At 40.0% G+C, this 22,356-nt stretch carries 19 protein-coding genes; 17 read left to right on the top strand and 2 right to left on the bottom strand.

Annotated elements, in window-relative coordinates:
• The first annotated feature begins 19 nt into the window (after positions 1-19).
• The 4 genes from LMF89_RS14300 to LMF89_RS14315 all read left to right on the top strand — a co-directional run bounded on the left by LMF89_RS14300 (position 20) and on the right by LMF89_RS14315 (position 3,945).
• Positions 20-1,456: a glycoside hydrolase family 1 protein gene (locus tag LMF89_RS14300; RefSeq protein ID WP_229535686.1), complete on the top strand. Its 1,437-nt coding sequence runs from the start codon at positions 20-22 to the stop codon at positions 1,454-1,456.
• Positions 1,457-1,914: 458 nt separating this feature from the next.
• Positions 1,915-3,204: a PTS cellobiose transporter subunit IIC gene (gene celB, locus LMF89_RS14305; RefSeq protein WP_229535687.1), complete on the top strand. Its 1,290-nt coding sequence runs from the start codon at positions 1,915-1,917 to the stop codon at positions 3,202-3,204.
• Between the two features lie 114 nt (positions 3,205-3,318).
• Positions 3,319-3,624 (top strand): PTS sugar transporter subunit IIB, encoded by a 306-nt coding sequence (locus tag LMF89_RS14310; protein WP_229535688.1) that lies wholly within the window; start codon positions 3,319-3,321, stop codon positions 3,622-3,624.
• A gap of 21 nt (positions 3,625-3,645) precedes the next feature.
• Positions 3,646-3,945, top strand: a complete 300-nt coding sequence (locus LMF89_RS14315; RefSeq protein WP_007935638.1) for a PTS lactose/cellobiose transporter subunit IIA — start codon at positions 3,646-3,648, stop codon at positions 3,943-3,945.
• Between the two features lie 161 nt (positions 3,946-4,106).
• Here the strand turns inward: LMF89_RS14315 and LMF89_RS14320 are convergent, their stop codons facing one another.
• Positions 4,107-5,438 (bottom strand): 6-phospho-beta-glucosidase, encoded by a 1,332-nt coding sequence (locus LMF89_RS14320; RefSeq protein ID WP_229535689.1) that lies wholly within the window; start codon positions 5,436-5,438, stop codon positions 4,107-4,109.
• Between the two features lie 198 nt (positions 5,439-5,636).
• On the opposite strand from LMF89_RS14320, the gene LMF89_RS14325 reads away from it, so the two are divergent.
• The 11 genes from LMF89_RS14325 to LMF89_RS14375 all read left to right on the top strand — a co-directional run bounded on the left by LMF89_RS14325 (position 5,637) and on the right by LMF89_RS14375 (position 20,126).
• Positions 5,637-5,963, top strand: a complete 327-nt coding sequence (locus LMF89_RS14325; RefSeq protein WP_229535690.1) for an aminotransferase class I/II-fold pyridoxal phosphate-dependent enzyme — start codon at positions 5,637-5,639, stop codon at positions 5,961-5,963.
• Positions 5,964-6,211: 248 nt separating this feature from the next.
• Complete coding sequence (locus LMF89_RS14330; RefSeq protein ID WP_229535691.1) at positions 6,212-9,022, top strand: sigma-54-dependent transcriptional regulator; 2,811 nt, start codon at positions 6,212-6,214, stop codon at positions 9,020-9,022.
• A gap of 92 nt (positions 9,023-9,114) precedes the next feature.
• A complete protein-coding gene (locus LMF89_RS14335) occupies positions 9,115-10,407 on the top strand; it encodes a PTS sugar transporter subunit IIC (RefSeq protein ID WP_229535692.1) in 1,293 nt (430 codons plus the stop codon).
• A gap of 75 nt (positions 10,408-10,482) precedes the next feature.
• On the top strand, positions 10,483-10,791 hold the full coding sequence (locus LMF89_RS14340; RefSeq protein WP_229535693.1) for a PTS sugar transporter subunit IIB: 309 nt from the start codon (positions 10,483-10,485) through the stop codon (positions 10,789-10,791).
• A 21-nt stretch (positions 10,792-10,812) separates the two neighbouring features.
• Positions 10,813-11,157: a PTS lactose/cellobiose transporter subunit IIA gene (locus LMF89_RS14345; protein WP_007955143.1), complete on the top strand. Its 345-nt coding sequence runs from the start codon at positions 10,813-10,815 to the stop codon at positions 11,155-11,157.
• A 307-nt stretch (positions 11,158-11,464) separates the two neighbouring features.
• Complete coding sequence (locus tag LMF89_RS14350; protein WP_229535694.1) at positions 11,465-12,883, top strand: aldehyde dehydrogenase family protein; 1,419 nt, start codon at positions 11,465-11,467, stop codon at positions 12,881-12,883.
• Positions 12,884-12,922: 39 nt separating this feature from the next.
• Positions 12,923-14,161 carry a PucR family transcriptional regulator gene (locus LMF89_RS14355; protein WP_229535695.1) on the top strand — a complete coding sequence of 413 codons (1,239 nt, stop codon included), beginning with the start codon at positions 12,923-12,925 and terminating at the stop codon, positions 14,159-14,161.
• Between the two features lie 245 nt (positions 14,162-14,406).
• Positions 14,407-15,726, top strand: coding sequence for a 4-aminobutyrate--2-oxoglutarate transaminase (gene gabT, locus LMF89_RS14360; protein WP_229535696.1), 1,320 nt, complete (start codon positions 14,407-14,409; stop codon positions 15,724-15,726).
• A 93-nt stretch (positions 15,727-15,819) separates the two neighbouring features.
• A complete protein-coding gene (locus LMF89_RS14365) occupies positions 15,820-17,229 on the top strand; it encodes an amino acid permease (RefSeq protein WP_229535697.1) in 1,410 nt (469 codons plus the stop codon).
• 690 nt (positions 17,230-17,919) lie between these two features.
• Positions 17,920-18,798 (top strand): 4-hydroxy-tetrahydrodipicolinate synthase, encoded by an 879-nt coding sequence (gene dapA, locus LMF89_RS14370; protein WP_229535698.1) that lies wholly within the window; start codon positions 17,920-17,922, stop codon positions 18,796-18,798.
• 296 nt (positions 18,799-19,094) lie between these two features.
• The gene (locus LMF89_RS14375) at positions 19,095-20,126 is read left to right on the top strand and encodes an HD-GYP domain-containing protein (RefSeq protein WP_229535699.1); all 1,032 of its coding nucleotides are present in this window, start codon (positions 19,095-19,097) and stop codon (positions 20,124-20,126) included.
• Between the two features lie 311 nt (positions 20,127-20,437).
• Here LMF89_RS14375 and LMF89_RS14380 read toward each other — a convergent pair whose 3' ends face one another.
• Positions 20,438-21,301, bottom strand: a complete 864-nt coding sequence (locus tag LMF89_RS14380) for a MurR/RpiR family transcriptional regulator (RefSeq protein ID WP_007955171.1) — start codon at positions 21,299-21,301, stop codon at positions 20,438-20,440.
• Positions 21,302-21,732: 431 nt separating this feature from the next.
• Here LMF89_RS14380 and LMF89_RS14385 point away from each other — a divergent pair, with 431 nt between their 5' ends.
• Complete coding sequence (locus LMF89_RS14385; protein ID WP_229535703.1) at positions 21,733-22,068, top strand: GntT/GntP/DsdX family permease; 336 nt, start codon at positions 21,733-21,735, stop codon at positions 22,066-22,068.
• 53 nt (positions 22,069-22,121) lie between these two features.
• The gene (locus LMF89_RS14390; RefSeq protein ID WP_229535704.1) at positions 22,122-22,247 is read left to right on the top strand and encodes a hypothetical protein; all 126 of its coding nucleotides are present in this window, start codon (positions 22,122-22,124) and stop codon (positions 22,245-22,247) included.
• Positions 22,248-22,356: the final 109 nt, after the last annotated feature.

The following is a 22,356-nucleotide window of genomic DNA, read 5'->3' on the forward strand; positions in this document are numbered from 1 at the left end:
AGTACAAGGAGAGATAAATATGATTCATAAAACAATAGCAGATTTTCCGAAGGACTTTTTGTGGGGAGCAGCTTCCGCGGCATATCAGGTAGAGGGCGCTTGGAATGAAGACGGTAAGGGGCCTTCTAATTGGGATGTGTATGTAAGGTTTCCTGGAACAACTTTTAAGGGGACGAATGGAGATGTGGCGGTGGACCATTATCACCGCTATAAAGAAGATGTTGCGTTAATGGCCCAAATGGGGTTGAAAGCTTATCGATTTTCCATTGCTTGGACTCGTATTTTCCCCAAAGGGCGAGGTGAGGTTAATGAGACTGGCTTACGATTTTACGATGATCTAATCAATGAGTTGCTTAAGAATCAGATAGAACCGATTATCACCTTATATCATTGGGATTTGCCTCAGGAACTGCAGGATGTCTATGGCGGGTGGGAATCGCGGGAAATTATTGAAGACTTTCATAACTACTCCGTAACCCTCTTTAAAAGGTATGGTGATCGAGTCAAATATTGGGTAACACTAAATGAGCAAAATGTTTTTATTATGCATGGTTATTTAAATGCCATTCATCCACCTAAAGTTGCCGATCTTAAGAGAATGTATCAGGCAAACCATATCGCCAGCTTAGCAAATGCAAGAGTCATTGCGTCCTTTAGAAACTATGTTCCTGAAGGAAAAATCGGTCCGAGCTTTGCCTATGGTCCTGCCTATGCTCATACGGATAAACCAGAGGACGTTCTGGCCAGTGAGAATGCAGAAGACTTCAACAATCATTGGTGGATGGATGTATATGCCTGGGGGGAATATCCAAAGGTGATTTGGAATTATCTTACCAGAGAGGGGCTTGCCCCTAGCCTAGAAGAGGGTGATTTGGAAGTATTAAAAAAGGGCAAGCCGGACTTTATGGGAGTCAATTACTATCGGACGACTACGTATGAGATGAATCCACTTGATGGTGTTAGTTCCGGTAAGATGAATACGACGGGCAAAAAAGGAACCACACCGGATACAGGCGTGCTAGGCTTATTTAAAACTATCAGAAATCCCAATTTGGAGGCAACAGACTGGGATTGGGAAATTGATCCTATGGGTTTACGAATTGCCTTACGCAGAATTACCAGCCGATACAGGCTGCCAATTCTTATTTCTGAAAATGGCTTAGGGGCTTTTGATGTTCTAGAAGAAAACAATGTAGTAAATGATGAATATCGAATTGCTTTTATTCGCAGACATCTTGAAGAATGCCAGCAGGCAATTACTGACGGAGTGGATTTATTAGGATATTGCGTTTGGTCCTATACAGACTTATTGAGCTGGCTAAATGGTTATCAAAAACGATATGGTTTTGTATATATAAACCGGGATGAAGATAGTGAGAAAGATATGAGGCGAATCAAGAAAAACAGTTACTTCTGGTATCAAAAAGTGATTGAAACCAACGGGAAGCAATTATAAGAAATCCCAGATGCTTATGTAAGCCGAGAGTACCTGCCAAATGATATTTCTGGCAGGTACTCTTGCACTCTGTTCGCAATGACAAAAAATAGTTATAAATAATCCCCTTTCTGTCCTTTGCGTTTTTGTGGTTCGATTCGTTTTATGTTTTAAAGGACGAGAAGCATTTTTCTTTAGGCAGTTACAGACTTCATCAATGAAAAATAATACACGTTACTTGAGAAATAACCCAATATCTTTAAATGCAATACAGATGATCCTAGACATAAATACACATCGTAAGTAAGGTGATAGGACTGCATTATGGCGCCAAGTAAAATAAGGGATGGATAAGCCATCAAGGCTTTACTTCCTTCATATAGAATCATGCAATGACCCCTTTTTATAGACTTACTGCGTATTGGCATGTATCTTGCAAAACATAATACCGAGTAAGATAAAAAAAGGAGTGTTGCTTTATGGACAAATTTATCAAATGGCTTGAAGAGTACTATGCACCTGTTGCAACTCGCATTGGTGAGCAACGACACTTAAAAGCAATCAGAGACGGTATCGTATCCTTAATACCATTGCTCTTAATGGGGTCGTTGTTTCTAATTATCGCCTTTCCTCCCATTCCTGCATTGGCGAAAATGGTTGAACCTTACGTAGCAAGTCTATGTTCGGTTAATAATGCCACAATGGGACTTATGGGATTAATGGCATCATTTTCTATCGCCTATTCATTGGCTAACTCGTATAAAATGGACCCATTAGGAAATGGATTAATCAGTGTTGCTACCTTTATGCTGGCTACCCCATTTACCAAAGATGGTAATATTACCGCAGGATGGATGGGAAGTAAGGGTTTGTTTGTAGCCATGATCATCGCCATTTTTGCAGTTGAAGTACAACGTTTTATGATTCGAAAAAATTTAGTTATCAGAATGCCGGAGGGCGTGCCTCCAGCGGTTGCTCGTTCCTTTATGTCTCTGATTCCCGGTTTTATTACGGTCACTGTTGTTTGGTTCATTAACAGCGTATTATCTCTTAGCGCAACCAATGTACAGGATATCATTTATAAAATACTGGCAGCACCTCTTCTGAGTCTCGGCGGCAGTTTGCCAGCCTTCTTACTTGCCATATTTTTCGCTCAATTATTGTGGTCTATCGGTATTCATGGAGCAGCTTTAGTAGGTGGCGTAATGAGTCCAGTTTATTTAACACTTGCTCAGCAAAATGCTGCAGCGAAAGCTGCAGGACTGCCTGTTCCTAACATTGTTTGTCAGCAATTATGGGACGTATATGGAAATATTGGCGGTTCAGGTGCCACCTTTGCCTTGGTACTCATGTTAATCTTTGCAGCAAGATCTACACAATTAAGAGCTCTTGGTAAATCTGGGATAGGACCCGCGTTCTTTGCTATTAATGAGCCCATTCTTTTTGGTATGCCGATTGTTATGAATCCTGTGTTAATGATTCCCTTTATCTTTGCCCCTCTTGTCTCGATAACTATTGCCTATTTTGCAATGGATGCTGGTCTGGTAGACAAGTTATTTGCTATGGCACCATGGACGACACCTCCAATCATTAATGCTTTTCTCGATTCAGGTGATATGAGATCAGCAATATTACAATTATTCTGCTTTGGGGTTACCGGTGTTATTTATTATCCTTTCTTTAGGATGTGGGATGATGCTAAATACAAAGAAGAAGCGGGTGCAAAACAAAACAAAAAAAGTGACCCTAATGTCATTATCGGAGCCTAAATGAAGAGTGTCGCGATGCTATGTTCGAGGATGTTTGAAATAATAGGGCGTTCATAGCATCGTGATAAAACATTGAATCGTATGTCTGATATTAAGAGAGAGAGGTATGTCATTGTGAAAATACTATTAGTGTGTGCATCTGGGATGTCTACTAGCTTATTGGTGACTAAAATGCAAAAAGAAAGTAATGAGAATGGCAGCAATGATGAAATTTTTGCTTGTTCTGTAGATCAGCTGGAAGAATTTATCGATAATTGTGAAGTAATTTTGATCGGTCCCCAAATCAGATATAAAGCAAAGGCCATTGGCGAAATTGCTGCTGGCAAGAAGAAAGGCTTTGCAGTCATTGATTCTGTAAGCTATGGCATGGTAGATGGCAAAAAAGTTCTTGAGCAAGCATATGCATTAAGACAATCGTAATTTTTATAGAAGGAGATAAACATGGAGAAGGAACAAGTCGCTTTTACAATTATATTGCATGCGGGCGATGCCCGCAGTCATGCCTTGGAAGCATTGAAATATGCGCGGGAAAAGAATTTTATTGCAGCAGAGGAGAGTATTGCCCAGGCAAAGAAACAATTAATAGCAGCTCATCAGATTCAGACGGAGTTATTGCAGTCTGAAGCCCGAGGCGAAAAACAAGAAATAAACCTCTTGTTAATTCACGCTCAGGATCATTTAATGACGGCCATTTTGGCGAAAGATTTAATTGAAGAAATGATTTTAATGTTTAAAGAGTAGCATATAATGAGGAAATTTTCATCTAAGCAGCTCTTTGTAGATACTGCTAAGCAGCAGCTGGATTATGAAATTTAAATTATACACTCGATGTATGATCTTCCATATAAAATAACGTCAGATCCATGGAGAGATCTGACGTTATTTTTATATGAGTGATTCACTTATCCTTTCGAGGCAAAATAAGCTGAGAATTGGGGCAAATCCTTTTGATGGGCTTCTAGCATCTCATCCAATAAGACTTTGGCCATTGTGTCAGAAGAGACAAGAGGATTGATTGTCATTGCCAGCAGCGCTTTATTGTAGTCACCGGTAACGGCAGCATCAATTACGACTCTTTCAAAAGATTTGATTTGCTGTACCAGTCCGTTTATTTCGATAGGGAGTTCACCCATAGTAAGCGGGCGGGGACCATTCTTGGTAATCACACAGCTTACTTCGACAACAGATTCAGGAGAAATGCCAGCAAGAGCACCATTGTTCCTTGTATCTACTGGCTGGATATCACCTTTGTCGTTGTAGATTGAGCTGATTAATCGGCAGGCAGCATCGCTGTAATATGCTCCGCCACGCTGCTCTAACTGGGGTGGTTTAGAGTCTAATGCAGGATCTTTGTACAACTGAAAAAGATCATCTTCCAGCTTCTTTACAATTTCGGCTCTCGTCTCCCCTTTCGAAAATTCTTCTAATTCTTTCTCCAGCATTTCTTGTCGTTTGAAATAATATCGATGATAGGGGCAGGGTATTATCGATAGACCAGCTACAAATTCTGGAACCCAATCAATGTTCATAATGTTTTTTACCGTGCTTCCCATCTTGCCGTCAGCAATTTTGTCAATGACAGATTTCGTAATGTCGTTGCCATCCATATAGGCAGACAAACCAAATACCATATGATTCAAACCAGCAAAATCAATTCGGATTCTATTGCTGTCAACATCAAAGAGTTTCGCCACACCCATTTCCATTCCGATAGGTACATTGCATAAACCGATAATTTTTTTTGTTTTGCCGTAGCGAAGTACTCCCTCTGTTACGATTCCGGAAGGATTCGTAAAATTAATGAGCCAAGCATCAGGACACAGTTCTGCCATGTCCTGGTCAATTTCCAGCATGACAGGAATGGTTCGCAGTGCCTTGAACATTCCGCCGGCCCCATTGGTTTCTTGCCCGATATAACCATGACGCAATGGAATTCTTTCATCTTTTATTCTGGCATCTAACGACCCTACTCGAAACTGAGTTGTGACAAAGTCTGCGTTTGGCAGCGCTTCTCTTCGGTTCAAAGTCGTGTAGATGGCAATCGGTACTCCGGCTTTCTTTACCATTCTTTTGGCAAGATTACCGATAATCTCTAATTTCTCCTTGCCAGTTTCAATATCCACCAGCCATAGTTCGCGAACTGGCAATTCCTCATATCGTCTAATAAATCCTTCAACAATCTCTGGTGTATAACTGGAACCACCGCCAATAGTCACAATTTTTAATCCGCTCATCTAGATTCCCTCCTACCAATTGAATATATTTCCTATAATTAATCATATCCCCATACCAGAGGTGCTGCAATCAGCATTGGAGGCAACTGTACTAGTACAGTTTGGAGGTTATAATGAAGGATATTTATCAAATCATTACAGAAGATCTGGAAGTACAGTGGTTTGGTTTACTCTGTGCCCCAAAGCGGCTACTATATTGTGGAGAACCTACACAGAATTGAGAAAATAAAGTTTTTTTATACCGTACCCCGCAATCATAATCCATTAGGAACCGCATGCGGTACCAGCCAGAGAAAAGCGATTGCAGCCTTGGCTGATAAGTATAATGTATTCATTGTGGAAGACGACTACTGCAGTGATATTTCCTTAGATCATAAATACGATCTAATTTATGCTTACGGTGATCATTTTCACCATATTTATTTGAAAAGTTTTTCTAAGATTATTCCTTGGTTCCGCATTGGGATTGTAGTGCGTCCCACACATTTAATTCCGATTTTTGAGAAGCATTCAACATGGTTTTGAAATTATTTATAAAAGACTTGCACAATATGTAAAATCATAATGTATATTTCAATATGGGTAGGATGCAAATACTATTGGGTTGCAGGATTTCTCACAGAAAATCACGAAGTAAAATGGGAATATTTACATAAATTATAATATCGTCCAGATCGTAGTTGCCTTTACTCACCGAATGTAGCCCTTAGCTAATCATATAAATACATTCAACATAAAATAAAATTTCAATTAGTGAAAGGCTGGAGGTAGGAATGAAACGAATTGAAAGTGTATTGATGGTTGTAAAAACATTATGTGAAGAACAATATCGTATAGATGGAATGGTATCGGGTGTTTCTACTGACCAGGTAGCCATGGAGCTTAGTATTTTAAGACCAAATGCTTCTGGTGACTTAAATGCGTTGGTAAAAGCAGGGAAGTTAGAAAAACTGGAAGGTAAACCAGTGCTATATAAAACTCTGGATAGTGAAGCCAGTGAAGAGGATGCAACGGAAAAATCTGTATTAGATGCTATTATTGGTGCGGATAAAAGTCTTAAAAATGCGGTTAAGCAAGCAAAAGCGGCGGTGAGATATCCGCCATTAGGGCTGCATACCTTACTATTGGGGGAGACTGGTGTTGGTAAATCCATGTTTGCCGAGACTATTTTTCGTTATGCGCAGGATATAGGTCGGTTCCAAGATAACGCTCCCTTCGTTGCTTTTAATTGCGCCGATTATGCTCATAATCCCCAATTGTTATTGGCTCAGCTTTTTGGAGCAAAGAAGGGAAGCTATACAGGGGCAGAACGGGATCGGGTAGGTTTAGTAGAAAAAGCAAATGGCGGTATTTTATTTTTGGACGAGGTTCATCGATTGTCGCCAGAGGGTCAGGAAATGCTGTTCTATCTGATTGATAAAGGATTATTTCGCAGCATGGGAGAGGTTGAGGAGTATAGAAAGGTAGAAATACTCATTATCTGTGCTACCACAGAAAATGCCGATTCTACTTTGCTCAGGACCTTTACTCGGCGTATTCCCATGATTATTAAACTTCCAGTTATCAGGGAACGAACGATAGGAGAACGGTGGGAATTAATTAAAACCTTTTTTAAACAAGAGGTACAATGCATTCATGTTCCCATTCGGGTATCGCCAAATGCATTAAAAGCCTTTCTGCTATATGATTGTCCCAATAACATCGGACAATTAAAGAGTGATATTAAACTTAGCTGCGCCAGAGCCTTTTTAGATTATGTAGGAAGTAAGGATGAAAATTTGAATGTCAGCAGTGAGGAACTGCCCGAATATATTCTGAAAGGGTTTGTAAAATACAAGGAGCATCGGGATGATCTTGATATTCTTGGTTTAACAGAAGATATTATTTTTCAAGTTACAGATGGAAAGCAAATTAATGTCAAATATAAAGATACTATAAGTATTTATGAAGTTTTAGAGCAGAAAATTCAAAACCTTAGAATGAAAGGAATGAGCGAGAAAAATATCCAGCTGATTATGGGACTGGATATTGATACCTATATTAAGCAGTATATGGCCAAGTTCCGCAAAGACAATTTGGAAGCGTTATATAAAATTGTTGATAAAAAAGTAGTGGATATAACCCAGAGGTTTCTAAGGTATGCTAGTAATAAAATTGGCAAAAAATTTAATGATAAAATTCTATTTGGTATGTCGATACATATCTCCAGTACACTGGAAAGAATTCGGGAAGGGAAGGAAATTTCAAATCCCAATCTCGTAGAAATCCAGAAATCCTATAGTAAAGAGTTTGCGGCTGCCATGCATTTTAGCATTTTATTAAAGAACAGCTTTGATATACAAATACCTCTTGATGAAATTGGCTTTATTACCATGTTTATTGTATTAGATGAATATGTGGGCAAAGAATATCCTGGCAGGGTTGGCGTGATTGTTGCCATGCATGGCGTTAGTACTGCTACTTCTATGGTGGAAGTTGCCAATCGGCTATTAGGGGAAAGCCATGCAGTGGGATATGACATGCCTTTAGAGAAAAAGACGGAAACGGCCTTGGCGGAAATTACGCAGCTGGTAGAAGACAACAATGAAGGACAAGGTGTCATCATGCTGGTTGACATGGGATCTCTAGTGATGTTTGGCCATATGATTTATGAAAATACAGCCATTCCCATAAAAACCATAGAGATGGCTAGTACGCCAATGGTGCTGGAAGCAGCACGAAAGTCTTTAATGCGAGTTCCTTTAGATGACATCTATTATGCCGTGACCAATCTTAGTCCCTATATTGGGCGTATATACGGAAATACTTCGGATTTTAATAATTATTTTAAAGATAACGTGATTGTTGTAGCCTGTATTACGGGTAAAGGTACTGCTATTAAATTAAAGGAAATTATTGAAGGCTTACTATTGGGAAAAGGCAGAAAAATCGATATTATTCCCCTGGAAATTGCCAGCATGAATGATTTCACTGCAAAAATAAAGAAAATAAAACGAGAAAAAAATCTAATAGCAGTGGTAAGCAGCATTAAACCCCAAGACAGCACGGTGCAGTATCTTTCTCCCAAACAATTACTGGAAGGTAAGCTTGAGATTGTATTATCAGAGATTTTCCCTAATGTGATACTAGAGGTTCCTTGCGCCAGCTGTTCTGATGAAAGCAAAAGCTGTGATCCTGCTGATTTGGAATCGGATATGGAGGAAGTCCCAGACGGCTTAGCAGCACCTTTTGCATTAGATCGGTTAGCCTTTATGAAAAATGTTATCAATGAACATACCAGCCTTGATGGCGAAGAATTCATGGAAGTCTTTGCGCTGTTTTATTTAGAGCTGGCAAAACATAATTTCATCATTAGTGAAGATGCAAGTATTGGTTTGATTTTGCATCTTGCTTGCGCAATTGAAAAATTATCGTCAGGGGAAGTGATTGGTTCTTCTAATCGCTGTAAAAGGGTAGATCAGCATAAATATGAGGAGAGCCACGCCATTGTAGGGGCAGCTTTGCGGCCAATTGAAGAAAGGCTGCATGTTACATTGCCTGATAATGAATATTACAATATCGTGGATCTCATGCATTACATGTAGGTGTAGTAAATGAATCAGAATGTGTGGCTGTGCTCTAATAGTAAAAACGCAAGATAAACAAGGCGAGAATGAATAAAAAGGAGTGTTATTTGTTGGAAAGAGTTATTCAATTTCTCGAAAGACACCTCCTTCCAGTTGTAAGAATCATTGCGGAGCAGCGACATTTACAAGCCTTACGGGATGGGATTGTTTCCACGGTTCCCCTATTATTGATTGGATCTTCTTTTTTAATTTGTGCATTTCCGCCCATACCTTATCTTGCCAGATTGGTAGATCCTTATGTTAGTGCTTTATTGACCGTTGTGAATGCTACTTTTGGCATTATGGGACTGGTTGCCTCTTTTTCAATCGCCTATGCTTTGGCCGCTTCTTACGCCATTGATGCTCTCTCTTCCGGATTGCTGAGTGTTTCTGCATTTATTCTTGCTTCGCCTTTCACGAAGGAGGGGCATATTGATTCAGGATTAATGGGGAGTAAAGGATTATTTGTTGCCATGATTATCGGGCTTTTAGTTGTAGAAGTTCAGCGTTTCATGATTAAAAAGAACATCATTATTAAAATGCCCGAAGGTGTCCCTCTCTCTGTAGGGCGCTCTTTTGCAGTCTTACTGCCCGGCGTTGTGATTTTAGTCAGTATCTTTATCATCAATGTAATGCTAGCAAAAATAGAGGAAGGATCGATCCCGGAAGTGATTAATCGAGTGGTTACAGCTCCCCTCTTACATCTTGGAGGTACATTGCCTGCCGTGTTAATCGCTGTGTTTGCCATTCAACTGTTGTGGTGTTTTGGCATTCATGGACAAGCTTTAGTGGGAACAGGGGTTATGGCTCCGATTTGGTTAGCCTTTACACAGCAAAATGCGGTGGCAAAAATGGCTGGTGAAGCGGTTCCCAATATTATTTGCCAGCAATTTATTGATGTCTTTATCTTAATTGGTGGTTCTGGTACCACTCTTGCATTAGCAGTATTATTGTTTACGACAGTAAAATCCAATCAATTAAAAGCATTGGGAAGAACTTCCCTTTTACCAGGAGTTTTCAACATTAATGAACCGATTATTTTTGGCATTCCAATTGTAATGAATCCAATCATGATTATTCCTTTTATTGTGGCTCCATTACTATGTATCATAACAACCTATTTATTTATGACCTCAGGATTTGTTGATAAGCCTTATGCCCTAGCGCCTTGGACCACCCCGGCCTTTGTCAGTGGTTTCTTAGTTACGGGGGATTGGAAAGGGACTGCACTGCAAGTATTAAATTTTATCATTTCCGGTATTATTTATTACCCTTTCCTAAAAATATGGGATGAAAATAAGGTAAAAGAAGAACAAGAGCAAATCAGAGCTGAGCAAATGAATACCCAGCTACCCCAGGAGTAAAATTGCTTTTTAAGGTGGATTTGCCGCAGATGAAGAAGCAGGCACACGTAAAATAAGCAATACAAGGAGGACGAGATGAATATTTTACTGGTATGTTCATCAGGCATGTCGACAGGTCTCTTAGTGGATAAAATGCTTATGGAGGGAGAGAAACGTAATATTCAAGATCTAAAGATTGTCGCTTGCTCCGTTGATGAAATAGAGAAATATATCAGCAACTACGATGTAGTGCTGGTTGCGCCACAAATTCGTTATAAAGAAAAATATATTTATGCGTTAGCGATGTCAAAAAATAAAGGGTATGCCATTATTGATGGGGTGCATTACGGACTTGTAGACGGGAATAAAATCCTGGATCAAGCCTTTGGAATAATGGGGAAGTAACGGGATTTTGAGAGGTGTAATGTGGACAAAGAGCAAATTGTATTTACCATCATTCTACATGCAGGCAATGCACGCAGTTATTGCTTTGAAGCTCTAGCGTTAGCTCGCGAGGGGAAACATACAGAAGCATCAGCGCGTCTTGGTAAGGCTACCCAGGAACTAAAAAAAGCACATAGTATGCAATTTGATTTATTACAAGCCGAAGCAAATGGTGAAAAACAAGAAATGAGTTTATTATTAATTCATGCCCAGGATCATCTAATGAACGCATCCTTAGCGAAAGATTTAATTAAAGAGCTGATTAGTATGGTGCGTGAAAAACAGCTTAGTTCTGTAGGGATGAATAACGTGGAGCAGGGAGAATGAAATCAAAGGCATTGATCCTAGACTTGTGATAAATGCACAAGAATAATTGATATTGCTATGAATATCTCACAATGGCTTTCTGTTGACTGACTTGTAAGAGTCTGTTATTCTAAAAAAAACAATATAATTCCTACAAGGAATTGGTAGTCAATGGAGACTGAAAAATCATGTATAGGAAGCATGATTTTCAGTCTCTTTTGTACGATCAAAGAACATCGTGTTTTGCTTGCAAAAAAGAACTAGGGTTTCGCCGTTTCTGTTGTGTGGCAAAATCCAAATTTTCTAATGTGGATAAGGAGGTAGTAAGGTGAAAGAATATGGTTTATTTATTAATGGCGAATGGAAAGTAACAGATGAAAAGATTGGTATCGTGAGTAAAGCAACAGGCAGTGAGGTTGCCTTGATTTCCGTGGCCGGTGAGGCAGAAGTAAAGGACGCGGTCGATGCTGCTGAAAAGGCATTTAAAACAATACATATAGAGCCATATCGGCGTTATGAAATATTAATGAAAGCTAGCCGAATTCTCATGGAGAAGCAGAAACAAATGGCAGAATTCCTTGTACAAGAAGTGGGAAAACCCATCAAAGAAGCTATGGCTGAAGTGGCGCGGGCAGAACAAACACTGATTCTGTCTGCTGAAGAAGCAAAGCGGATGACTGGTGAAATGGTGCCCTTGGAAGGAGCACCCGGCTGCGATAACCGATGGGCTTTTACAATGCGGATTCCTGTAGGGGTTGTTTGCGCCATTACACCATTTAATTTTCCTCTTAATTTAGCCTGCCATAAGATCGGTCCGGCTCTCGCCGCTGGAAATTCAGTGGTGTACAAACCAGCTACCGTGACTCCTTTATCGGCAGTGCTGTTATGCGAAATTTTTGCAGAAGCAGGGTTGCCTGATGGCTATCTCAATTTGTTGACAGGGTCGGGTGCCAAACTTGGCAAACTGTTGACCGAAGAACAGCGAATTGGTTTTTACAGTTTTACTGGCAGCCCTGCTGTCGGGAAGACTTTATTGCAAAATGCAGGGTTTCGCCGTGTAGCTCTTGAGCTAGGGTCAAACTCGGCAAATATTGTTCATCACGATGCGGATATTAAACTGACGGCAGGATTGTGCGTCAAGCATGCCTTTGCGAATGCAGGTCAAGTTTGCATATCCTGCCAGAGAGTGTATGTCCATCGCAGTGCCTATAAAGAATTCTGCGATGAGGCAGCAATACACACAGAGCAATTAGTTATGGGCAATCCATTTGATCCTGCTACGGACATTGGCCCCATGATCAGTGAAGCAGAAGCAATCAGAGCAGAAGAATGGGTGAATGAGGCGATCTCTCAAGGAGCGAGAGTACTTGCAGGCGGCAAACGCCGTGGAACTTGGTTTGAGCCTACCATTTTAACCGATGTGCAGCATGGTATGAATATTGTGAGTATGGAAGCCTTTGCACCTGTTTTTTCCATTGTACCTTATGATGAGATTGAGGAAGCCATTGATTTGGTGAATGCTTCTATATATGGACTGCAAGCAGGTGTATTTACGAATTCCTTAGAGATTGCCAGACTTTGCGCTATGAAAATTGAGACTGGCGGGGTTATCTTCAATGATGGGGCGACCTTCAGGACGGATAACATGCCTTATGGCGGCATTAAGGAAAGCGGTATTGGTCGAGAAGGTCCACAGTACGCAGTGAAAGAAATGACAGAAGAGAAATTAATCGTTTTCAAATTTTAGTAAATTGAAGGTTTTCAAATTGATAGGAGGATGCCAGTTATGATCAGCTGCCGGGAAATAATGAATTTACCTTCTCTAACCAAGCTTACTCTTGTGGCTGGAAAGTCAGGTTTGGATCGATTGGTGCGTTGGGTCCATTTTATTGATCTGCCTGACGTGATTCCCTGGGTGCAGGGCGGAGAACTCCTGATTATCACTGGTATCGGCTTGAATGGTGATGAAAATAAGCTCAAAGAGATAGTGCAAGGAATTATAAAGAAGAAGCTGGCTGGGCTGATTATTAATATTGGTCCTTATATCAAAGCGGTCCCTGTTGAGGTTATCAATTTAGCAGACCAAGAGAACTTTCCTATTTTTGAACTTCCCTGGGAAGTAAAACTCATTGAGGTAACGCGGGAAATATGCGGTCATATTGTCATGAAGCAAACAGAGCAGCGCTCCATAAAAGATTTTTTGGAACAACTGCTGCTTTGTCCTCTGGAGAACCCTGAAGTATTAATTCAGCGGGCGGCTTATTACGGCTATGACTTGGCAAAACCTCACCAGGTAGCCATCCTAAGTCCAGACTGTTTGGCTGCATTTCTGCAGACGCAAAAGGCAAGAGGCGAAAAAGCCTTAGTAGCTCTTAAGGTACGTTTTGAACAAATTGTCCATGAGGTTTTGACGGCACAAGGCAGAAAAATTCTGCAAATGCTATGGGCAGATGATATTGTTCTCTTAGTGCCCTATGAGGATGAAAGTACAGGGGGACATCATAACATTAGGATTTTAACTCAGATATTGGAAAAACTTGCAGTTAAAATGCCAGGCTTAGGATTTACTGTTGGTTTAGGCGGCAGATTTGAAAGTTTGCAAGCTGCCAGACAAGGTTATCTCCAGGCCGTTAAGGTTCTGCGCTTTGCTAAATTAAAGAAGGCTTCTCGGTCTATATATGCTTATGAACAGCTAGGAATCTATAAACTGCTATTTGAGATTGAGCCTGAGAAACTGGCAATGTATTATCAGGACGTAATTGAACCCCTTAATGCATATGATGGTAAACATCACATGGATATGGTTTCTAGCTTGTTTGTATATTTTGAAGAAAATTGTAATGCTGTAAAAACAGCTAAACGACTGTATGTGCACCGTAATACTCTTGATTATCGCTTGAAAAAAATTGAGGAAATCACTGGAAGGAGCTTAGATGACCCTTATGATCGCCTGACGCTGCAGCTAGGGGTTATTGTGGGAAAACTGCTGACGAGTGAGATTTTTCCTAATGTATTGCGAGAATAAAAGAAAACTAAGTATAGAATGTGAGGCTTTCCTAGAAGCTCTATATGGTTCATTCATAGGACAAGTGAATACATCACAAAAAAGCACAAGATATTCTGTGATCTGTTCACATAGACGCAGACTGACATCTGGTGGTAGTATTCATATATAAACCAAATGCGAGTGATGTATTTAGCAATGGCGCTGAATGTATATCTGATGAGATATATTCAGTGCCTTAATTTTTAATGCTAGGGGGCTTTACAATGAGTATTGCAGAAACTAAGACAGAAAAATTGATTCAGAGAAAAAACAATGCAGTTGCGAGGGGAATAGCCAATTCCACAGGTGTTTTTGTAGAGAAAGCCAGCGGAGCGGTGATTACCGATGTAGAGGGTAGAGAATTTCTTGATTTTTATGCAGGTGTAGGGGTTTTAAATGTTGGGCATTGCCCAGAACCTGTGGTGAAGGCCATACAAAAACAAGCAGAGCAATTACTTCATTCGTTCTTTGCTATCGCTATGTATGAACCATATGTAGAGTTGGCAGAAAAAATGAATTCCTTGATGCCGGGCGGGTCTTTGAAAAAGACCATGTTTGCCAACAGTGGTGCGGAAGCCGTGGAAAATGCGGTCAAAATTGCTCGCCATGCTACAAAAAGAACAGGAATTATTTCTTTCGAAGGCGCATTCCATGGGCGTACATTTATGACCATGAGTCTTACTAGCAAGGTGAAGCCCTATAAATATGGTTTTGGACCTTTTGCCCCAGAAACTTACAAGGTGCCTTCCGCTTACTGCTATCGCTGTCATTATCGTTCCACCTATCCAGGCTGTGGTATGCACTGTCTAGAAAATTTTGAACGGTTTTTTACGGCGGAAATTGATGCGGAGCATATTGCCGCTATGATTATTGAACCGGTGCAGGGCGAAGGTGGTTTTATTGTACCGCCGCCAGAATTCTTGCCAGGTCTTAAGGCGATTTGTGAAAGTAAAGGAATCTTGTTTATTGCAGATGAGGTACAAACAGGGTTTGGCCGTACTGGAAAAATGTTTGCCATTGAAAACTGGGGAGTGGAACCTGACATAATGACTACGGCAAAATCCATTGCTGCCGGTATGCCTCTCAGTGCTATTACTGGAAAGGCTGAATACATGGATGCACCTGATGCTGGAAATATTGGCGGGACCTATGGTGGGAATCCCTTAGCTTGTGCGGCTGGTTTAGAAACCATAAAGTTTATTGAGGATAACAACCTCTGTAGTCGGGCTGCACAAATAGGCAGCACAACGATGAAGAGACTGAAAGCATTGCAGGAAAGATGCACTGTTGTTGGTGATGTGAGAGGCGTCGGTGCGATGATTGGGATTGAGCTGGTTAAAGATCGGCAAACGAAAGAACCAGCCAAGGAAATTACGAGTAAGGTTGTGAAATATTGCTTGGAGCAAGGGGTAATGTTAATCAGTGCTGGAATTTTTAGTAACGTAATTCGTTTATTGATCCCTCTAGTGGTTACGGATGAACAGCTGGATCGTGGACTTACTGTTTTAGAGCAAAGTATCTTAAAGGCGGCGAAAGAAGGCTAGTATAACAGCATATTTGCAAGCAAAGGCGCTTGTCGGCAACTGGTAAGGTTGTTGATGAGCGCCTTTTTATATAAAAAAAGGAGGCGAACCGATATGAAAGAACAATTCTTACATTTAGAGAAAGAAAACTTAAAAAAGGATCTCAAAAATAGGCATATTCAATTAATTGCCATTGGTGGTGTTATTGGTGTTGCACTATTTATGGGTTCTGCTCAAGCAAGTAAGATGGCAGGTCCAGCCCTTACTTTAGCCTATGCTCTTGGGGGTATCGTCATGTATTTCGTACTGCGTGCCCTTGGTGAGGTTGCTGTAGAACATCCTGTTGCTGCATCATTTGCTGGTTACGCACGAGCTTTTTGCGGACCATTAGTATCCTTTATTACTGGATGGACCTACTGGTATCAATGGGTCGTGTTAGCTATGTGTGAAATTTCGGCAGTAGGCATGTATATGAAATATTGGGCACCGGATATACAGCAATGGATTCCGGCACTCATTTGCCTGGCTGTAATTCTTGCCATTAACCTAGTTTCTGTTAAATACTATGGTGAGTTTGAATTCTGGTTTGCACTGATTAAAGTTGTGACGATTATAGCCATGCTCCTTGTTGGTTTTGCAATGATACTCTTTGGATTTGGTAATGATGGTGTGGCAATTGGCTTTTCCAACTTGTGGACTCATGGTGGCTTTATGCCCTTTGGCTGGACGGGTGTATCCATGGCTTTGGTTATGGTCGTATTTGCTTATTCAGGAGTGGAACTTATCGGTATCACCGCAGGTGAAGCCGCTGACCCGGAAGCCTCTCTTAAATCCGCCATTGATAAGGTATTCTGGCGGGTCCTGGTGTTTTATGTTGGTTCAATGGTAGCCATACTATCAATATTTCCTTATGAGACGCTGCCGAAAGGTGTGAGTCCTTTTGTAATGATATTTGAGAAAGCAGGTATTCCCTATGCGGCGTCCATTATAAACATTGTCATTATTTCTTCTGCTGCTTCTTGCTTAAATAGTGGTATGTATGTTTGCGGACGTATGCTATACGGTCTGGCTTTAAGGAACGAAGCTCCCGCATTTTTAGGTAAACTCTCTGCTAATCAGGTTCCCGCCAATGGTATATTAGTCTCCAGTGGGGTTTGTCTAATTGGTGTCTACTTGAACTATGCGTCTCCTGACAGCGTCTTTTATTATATGTCTGCGATTACGACAACAGGCTGCATGTGGACTTGGTCTTTAATTATGTATATTCAGTTCAAATGGCGCAAAAGTCTAAGCAGCGAGGCAATTGCCAATCTGAAATATCCTATGCCGTGCTACCCATATGCCAATTATGCAGTAGGGGCATTTATGCTTGCAGTAACACTGGGTATGGGGTACGATCATGATAATTTAGTTGGTTTATATGTTGCTCCTGTCTGGTATGGTGGTCTTTTTCTTCTATATAAATTATTCAAAATAGGTGAAGCCCAGCAAAAGGCTGATTTGAGCATTCAGACGGAATGGTAAATTGACAATCTAAGATTACATGAGGTGTTCATTGTAAGCAGCAAAAATCCTGAGGAAATTCTAATGCTGAATTTCCTCAGGATTTATTTTTTTCTCTCCCGATGTAAGGTAGAATAGTTGCTTCTTAGCATTGTTACGTTATATCCAGCTATTGTGGTATTCTAGCAAACATATGCACCAATACTCCTAAAGTGACTGCACCAATTACTGCCAATCCATATAAAAGAACTAACATAGTATACCTCCTCAAAGCAAGTTGAAACAATACAGTATTCTATGCGGCTACTTGCGAATTGATACATGTACATTCAAAAAAACGTCTGCCTTATATAAGGCAGACGAAATGTAAAAGTTGTATCAACAATGCTATGATAAAGGGAGATCAAATAATTCACGATACTCGGAAAGAATACTAAATTGATACAAGTACATCAAAATAAATAGAATTGCAAATAATAAGAAGAAAATAGTAGTGGATTTGTCAGACATACGAATCACCTGCACTTCTTGCTTAACATCTACTACAAGCATATCAGCTTTTATGTGAGTGTATATTATGTTCATGTTATGAATGGATTAAATTTTATGTTTAGAAAGAGACTCTTCAATTCCTTTTTGCCTGATTATCGGCTATAATTATACTATTAATGATTTTCATATAATAAATATGAGTAAAAGGCGGCTAACTTTATGAAAAAACCATTATTTATCGGATCAGCAGTAGCGATTGTAACTCCCTTTACTGACAATGGTGTTAATTATCAAACCTTAAAAGAGCTGATTGAGTTCCAGATTAAAGGTGGCTCTGATGCCATTGTAATCTGTGGAACCACAGGAGAGGCTTCTACTATGCCGGATGATGAGCATATTGCCGTTATCAAATTTGCGGTAGAAGCAATCAACAAACGCGTACCAGTCATAGCTGGTACAGGCAGCAATGATACCCGCCATGCCATCGAATTATCGAAAGCGGCGGAAGAAGTTGGTGCTGATGGTATTTTATCAGTCACCCCATATTACAATAAAGCTACGCAAAAAGGTTTATATGAACATTTTAAAGTCATTGCCAATAACGTAAAGATACCCATGGTCTTGTATAATGTGCCTAGCAGAACCAATTTGAATATTAATCCTGAGACCGTAAAGGCATTATCACAAGTTGATAATATTATCGCCATTAAAGAATGCAACCTTGGGCAAGTAGGAGATGTAGTAAATTTATGTGGAGAAGATTTTGCAGTATATTCTGGTGATGATAATACTGTATTGCCCATGTTGTCACTAGGTGGCAAAGGCGTCATTTCTGTTATGGCAAATATTATTCCCCAGGATACTCACAATATGGTTGAGCGTTTTTTCCAAGGTGACAGCAAGGGTGCTATCAAACTGCAACTTCAAACATTGAATCTCATAAAAGCATTATTCAGCGAAGTCAACCCGATTCCTATTAAAGCTGCTGTAAATTTACTGGGCTTTAAAGCTGGTCACTGTCGTATGCCACTGACAGAAATCAGCGAGAATAACCTTGAGCTTCTTCGCACTGAAATGAAAGCTTACGGATTACTATAATTGGTTCATTCATCGCTGCACGGTTGTGTATTAACTGCCCAGTAAAAAATGTACCTGAGCAATAGAGCTAGAGTCTCGATTGTTCAGGTACATTTTTTTCTATTTGCTTATTCAGATGTTTTAAGTATTTTGCTTTATCTTCCGATATAACTAGTAGAATTAACAGGTAACATGTTTATCGTAGGAGGAGGATTCTTATACAAAGTGTAACGATAGATGAAATTCAGCCAGGCATGTACTTATCAAAACCGCTCATGTCAGCTGATGGTACAGTTTTGCTCCATGAGGGCATCGTTATGAAGGAACGGTACATTGAGTATCTTCGAAATAAAGGCTTCACCTCTCTCTTTGTAGGTGAACCGCAAATTCAAGAGATCATCGCCCTGGAGGAAGATTTTTATGGTTCTAAATACAAAAAGGAAGCCATTGGTGCTGCGCGAGATGCAATTCATCACTTTAGTGTAGGCAAAGGCGTAAACCTCAATAAAGTAAAAAGCCTTGTCAGTGAATGGATTAATCAGCTCGGCGAGAAGCCGGAGAACATGATGAACCTTCTGGATATACGCCGTAAAAAGGGGTATATGTTCTCTCATGCCGTCAATACTTGCATTTTGTCAATTATGACGGGTATTGCTATGGGATATGATGCTAAACAGTTAGATGAGCTGGGGCTCGCTGCGATACTTCATGATGTTGGCAAAATAAAATTTTCAAAGAACGTAGCACGGCAGTTTCCCGGTTATTTGACAAGACGTGAAAAAGAAGAGTACAAGCGGCATCCGTTTTACTCTTTGGAGATCCTGCGGAGAAATAATACAGTATCTGTCAATGTTCTTAACGCCTGCTTTCAGCATCACGAACGCTGGAATGGCAGTGGTTACCCCATGGGTCTTAAAGGGGACTCTATTTCTGAATATGCCCAAATTATTAGTATTGCTGATGTCTATGAGCGTTTGATCGTGGGGATGCCACATCGCCTGCCGACGCCTGTGTATTATGCAGCTGCGATTTTAAGTAAAGCTGCAGGAGAGTATTTTAATCCGGTCATTGTTGACAAGTTTAACCAGAATGTTGCCATCTATCCGATTGGAAAGACGGTGCGGCTAAACAATCAGCAAAGTGGTGTAATTCTTGGTGTTGATCTAAAGAATAAAACTACGCCAGTTGTCCGCATTACGTCCAGTCAAGATGAGCAGGACATCGATCGAATTGTTGAACTTGATCTAATAAAAACGCCTGAACTTTTCATCGTCGATTTTGAAGAAATACCTCCAAGTTATTCGCAAGTTCATGCTGATCAGGCATATATTTCTCACATCAAAGAGTAGCAGGCATATCTTCAGCTACTCTTTTCTGACAGACTTATAATGGATATACCAATTTTAAAATTGCATCGTATGCAAAAAAGACGAAAACCTCCAATCCATCTTTAGCAATGAGATGAATTGGAGATTTTTCATAATTATTGATGATTGGAATAGATACTATTGATTTCAGCTTAGATAGTTAGTAGCAAAGATAAAAAAAATAATTTCGCTTGCAAATGACTCTTTATGGTTCCTTTTATCTTATTGCCACTCTGGTCTGCAACTTCTTTTTACAAGTCGAAGCTTTTCCTAGATCGGCTGAGAATGCTGTATTATATTTTACGTTTGGCAATTGACTTACGTACCTTGTTCATATTTTCGATGATTGTATCCTGTTGGCGGAGAAGCGATCCAATGTATAAAACATCGACAATGGCCAGGTGAATTAAGCGTGAGGCCATAGCTTCTGAACGGTAATTGATTTCTCTGCCCATACCATGAAGTGAAATATCGGCCAATTGGCTGAGAGGTGATCGTATATAACTAGTAATTGCAATGGTGGTAACATGATTGCTTTTTGCCATAGCAACAGCATCTAGTATATCACGATTAGCGCCAGTATGAGATACCGCAATAACTAAATCACCAGGTTGGAGCAAAGTGGCTGATGCGATTTGTAGATGTGGGTCAGAGTAAGCCCTTACGGAAATACCAAAGCGCATAAAACGGTGCTCAATGTCGGAAGCGATTACTGCCGATCCGCCTGAGCCGTAAACATCAATCCGACGTGTGTTGGTGATCGCTTGGATCGCATTTTCAATTGCTTCTTCGTCAATGATCTTAAGGGTATCTTGCAGACCTTCATTTATGCCTAAGAAAATCTTGTTAGTCATATTTCTGATGGAATCGGTAGGATCAACTTCTTTATAGACGGATTCTAAGGGAGTATATAAATCCCCGGCAAGGGCAATCTTCAATTCTTGGTACCCCGAAAAACCTAATTTTTTGCAAAGACGAAAAACAGTTGCTTCTGCATTCTTCGCAGCTTCCGCTAATTCCGTGATGGTCATATGTATGACTTCAGAAGGATTTTCCAGAATATAAGTTGCAGTTTTTTGTTCGGTCTTAGTTAAATCATTAAAACCACTGCGTATACGCGGTAAGCATGAATTCAAGGTGCTTTCCGTTCTTTCCATTTCTTAACCTCCAACCTTTGTGAGAAGAGAAAATTGGATTTTTATGTATCAATATTGTATCAGACACCTTAAAACCATGCAAGTTTGCTATTTGGTATAGTAATTCTTTTAATAAAAACTTGCAGAATTTTTTTTGAGATATTGCCTTTCCCCAAAAAAGAGTATATTATAATAAGTGAAAATATTTTTCAACAATTACATAAATTCAGATAATGAATTTCAGAAGATATATTATCTGATGTCTACCTCGTGGCCCACTTCTTCTATCAAGTTAAAAATGAGGGCCCGCGAAGGACTAAGTCCGGCAGCTATATGACTAAGATTCGGTGGACTTAAGAGATGAATCAAGCCTTTTTATAGAAGTTTGAATTTTCCCATTATAGTAGTGGTCCCATATATGAAATTATCAGCTAAAGGTATTTATATCCTTGATGATTGTTTCCTTTTTCGTTGGATTATCTACGGGAATGCTTCTTGATAAAATCGTTGCATCTATCCAGGCTGGTCTGGGTAATACATTAAGATTCATTGCAATTGTATTAGGCTTGGGAACCATGCTTGGTAAGTTAATGGAAGAATCGGGTGCTGCTGAACGGGTAGCACGTACGCTGATTAATCGCTTTGGTGAGAAAAATGTGCATTGGGCAATGATGTTTGTTGCTTTTATTGTTGGTTTGCCAACGGCTATCTTAGCTGGGCCTGTTTTTGCTACGTTTATTAGTAAAAAGATAAAAATTGCGCCGCCTCAAAGCATGACAAATACGTAAAAATTGGTCGTACTGATGAGGAGTTACCTGGGTTTGGCATTACGATCATTACGATTCTTTTTCCCGTATTTTTAATGCTGCTGTCAACTTTTGCTGATATTTATTTGGAAAAGGGTACTACTGCTCGTGGTTTTCTAAAGTATAAAAAGGCAAGATTGATTGCTTGTGTTACTCTTTAAGTGATTGTACATGAACAAGAAAGAAATGATCAAACCATTAGTTTGGATCATTTCTTTCTACTACTACTATATAGAAGATAAATGTGTTATAAAAGGGGAGGTTGTTAAT

The sequence above is a fragment of the Pelosinus baikalensis genome, assembly GCF_020819555.1.
In the GTDB taxonomy this organism is placed as follows: domain Bacteria; phylum Bacillota; class Negativicutes; order DSM-13327; family DSM-13327; genus Pelosinus; species Pelosinus baikalensis.

Coding starts and splice junctions, on each gene's coding strand:
- LMF89_RS14375 (WP_229535699.1), top strand. CDS start 19,095: ATGAAGGAACGGTACATTGAGTATCTTCGAAATAAAGGCTTCACCTCT.
- LMF89_RS14355 (WP_229535695.1), top strand. CDS start 12,923: ATGATCAGCTGCCGGGAAATAATGAATTTACCTTCTCTAACCAAGCTT.
- gabT (WP_229535696.1), top strand. CDS start 14,407: ATGAGTATTGCAGAAACTAAGACAGAAAAATTGATTCAGAGAAAAAAC.
- LMF89_RS14340 (WP_229535693.1), top strand. CDS start 10,483: ATGAATATTTTACTGGTATGTTCATCAGGCATGTCGACAGGTCTCTTA.
- LMF89_RS14385 (WP_229535703.1), top strand. CDS start 21,733: ATGATTGTTTCCTTTTTCGTTGGATTATCTACGGGAATGCTTCTTGAT.
- LMF89_RS14365 (WP_229535697.1), top strand. CDS start 15,820: ATGAAAGAACAATTCTTACATTTAGAGAAAGAAAACTTAAAAAAGGAT.
- LMF89_RS14300 (WP_229535686.1), top strand. CDS start 20: ATGATTCATAAAACAATAGCAGATTTTCCGAAGGACTTTTTGTGGGGA.
- LMF89_RS14320 (WP_229535689.1), bottom strand. CDS start 5,438: ATGAGCGGATTAAAAATTGTGACTATTGGCGGTGGTTCCAGTTATACA.
- celB (WP_229535687.1), top strand. CDS start 1,915: ATGGACAAATTTATCAAATGGCTTGAAGAGTACTATGCACCTGTTGCA.
- LMF89_RS14330 (WP_229535691.1), top strand. CDS start 6,212: ATGAAACGAATTGAAAGTGTATTGATGGTTGTAAAAACATTATGTGAA.
- LMF89_RS14380 (WP_007955171.1), bottom strand. CDS start 21,301: ATGGAAAGAACGGAAAGCACCTTGAATTCATGCTTACCGCGTATACGC.
- dapA (WP_229535698.1), top strand. CDS start 17,920: ATGAAAAAACCATTATTTATCGGATCAGCAGTAGCGATTGTAACTCCC.
- LMF89_RS14315 (WP_007935638.1), top strand. CDS start 3,646: ATGGAGAAGGAACAAGTCGCTTTTACAATTATATTGCATGCGGGCGAT.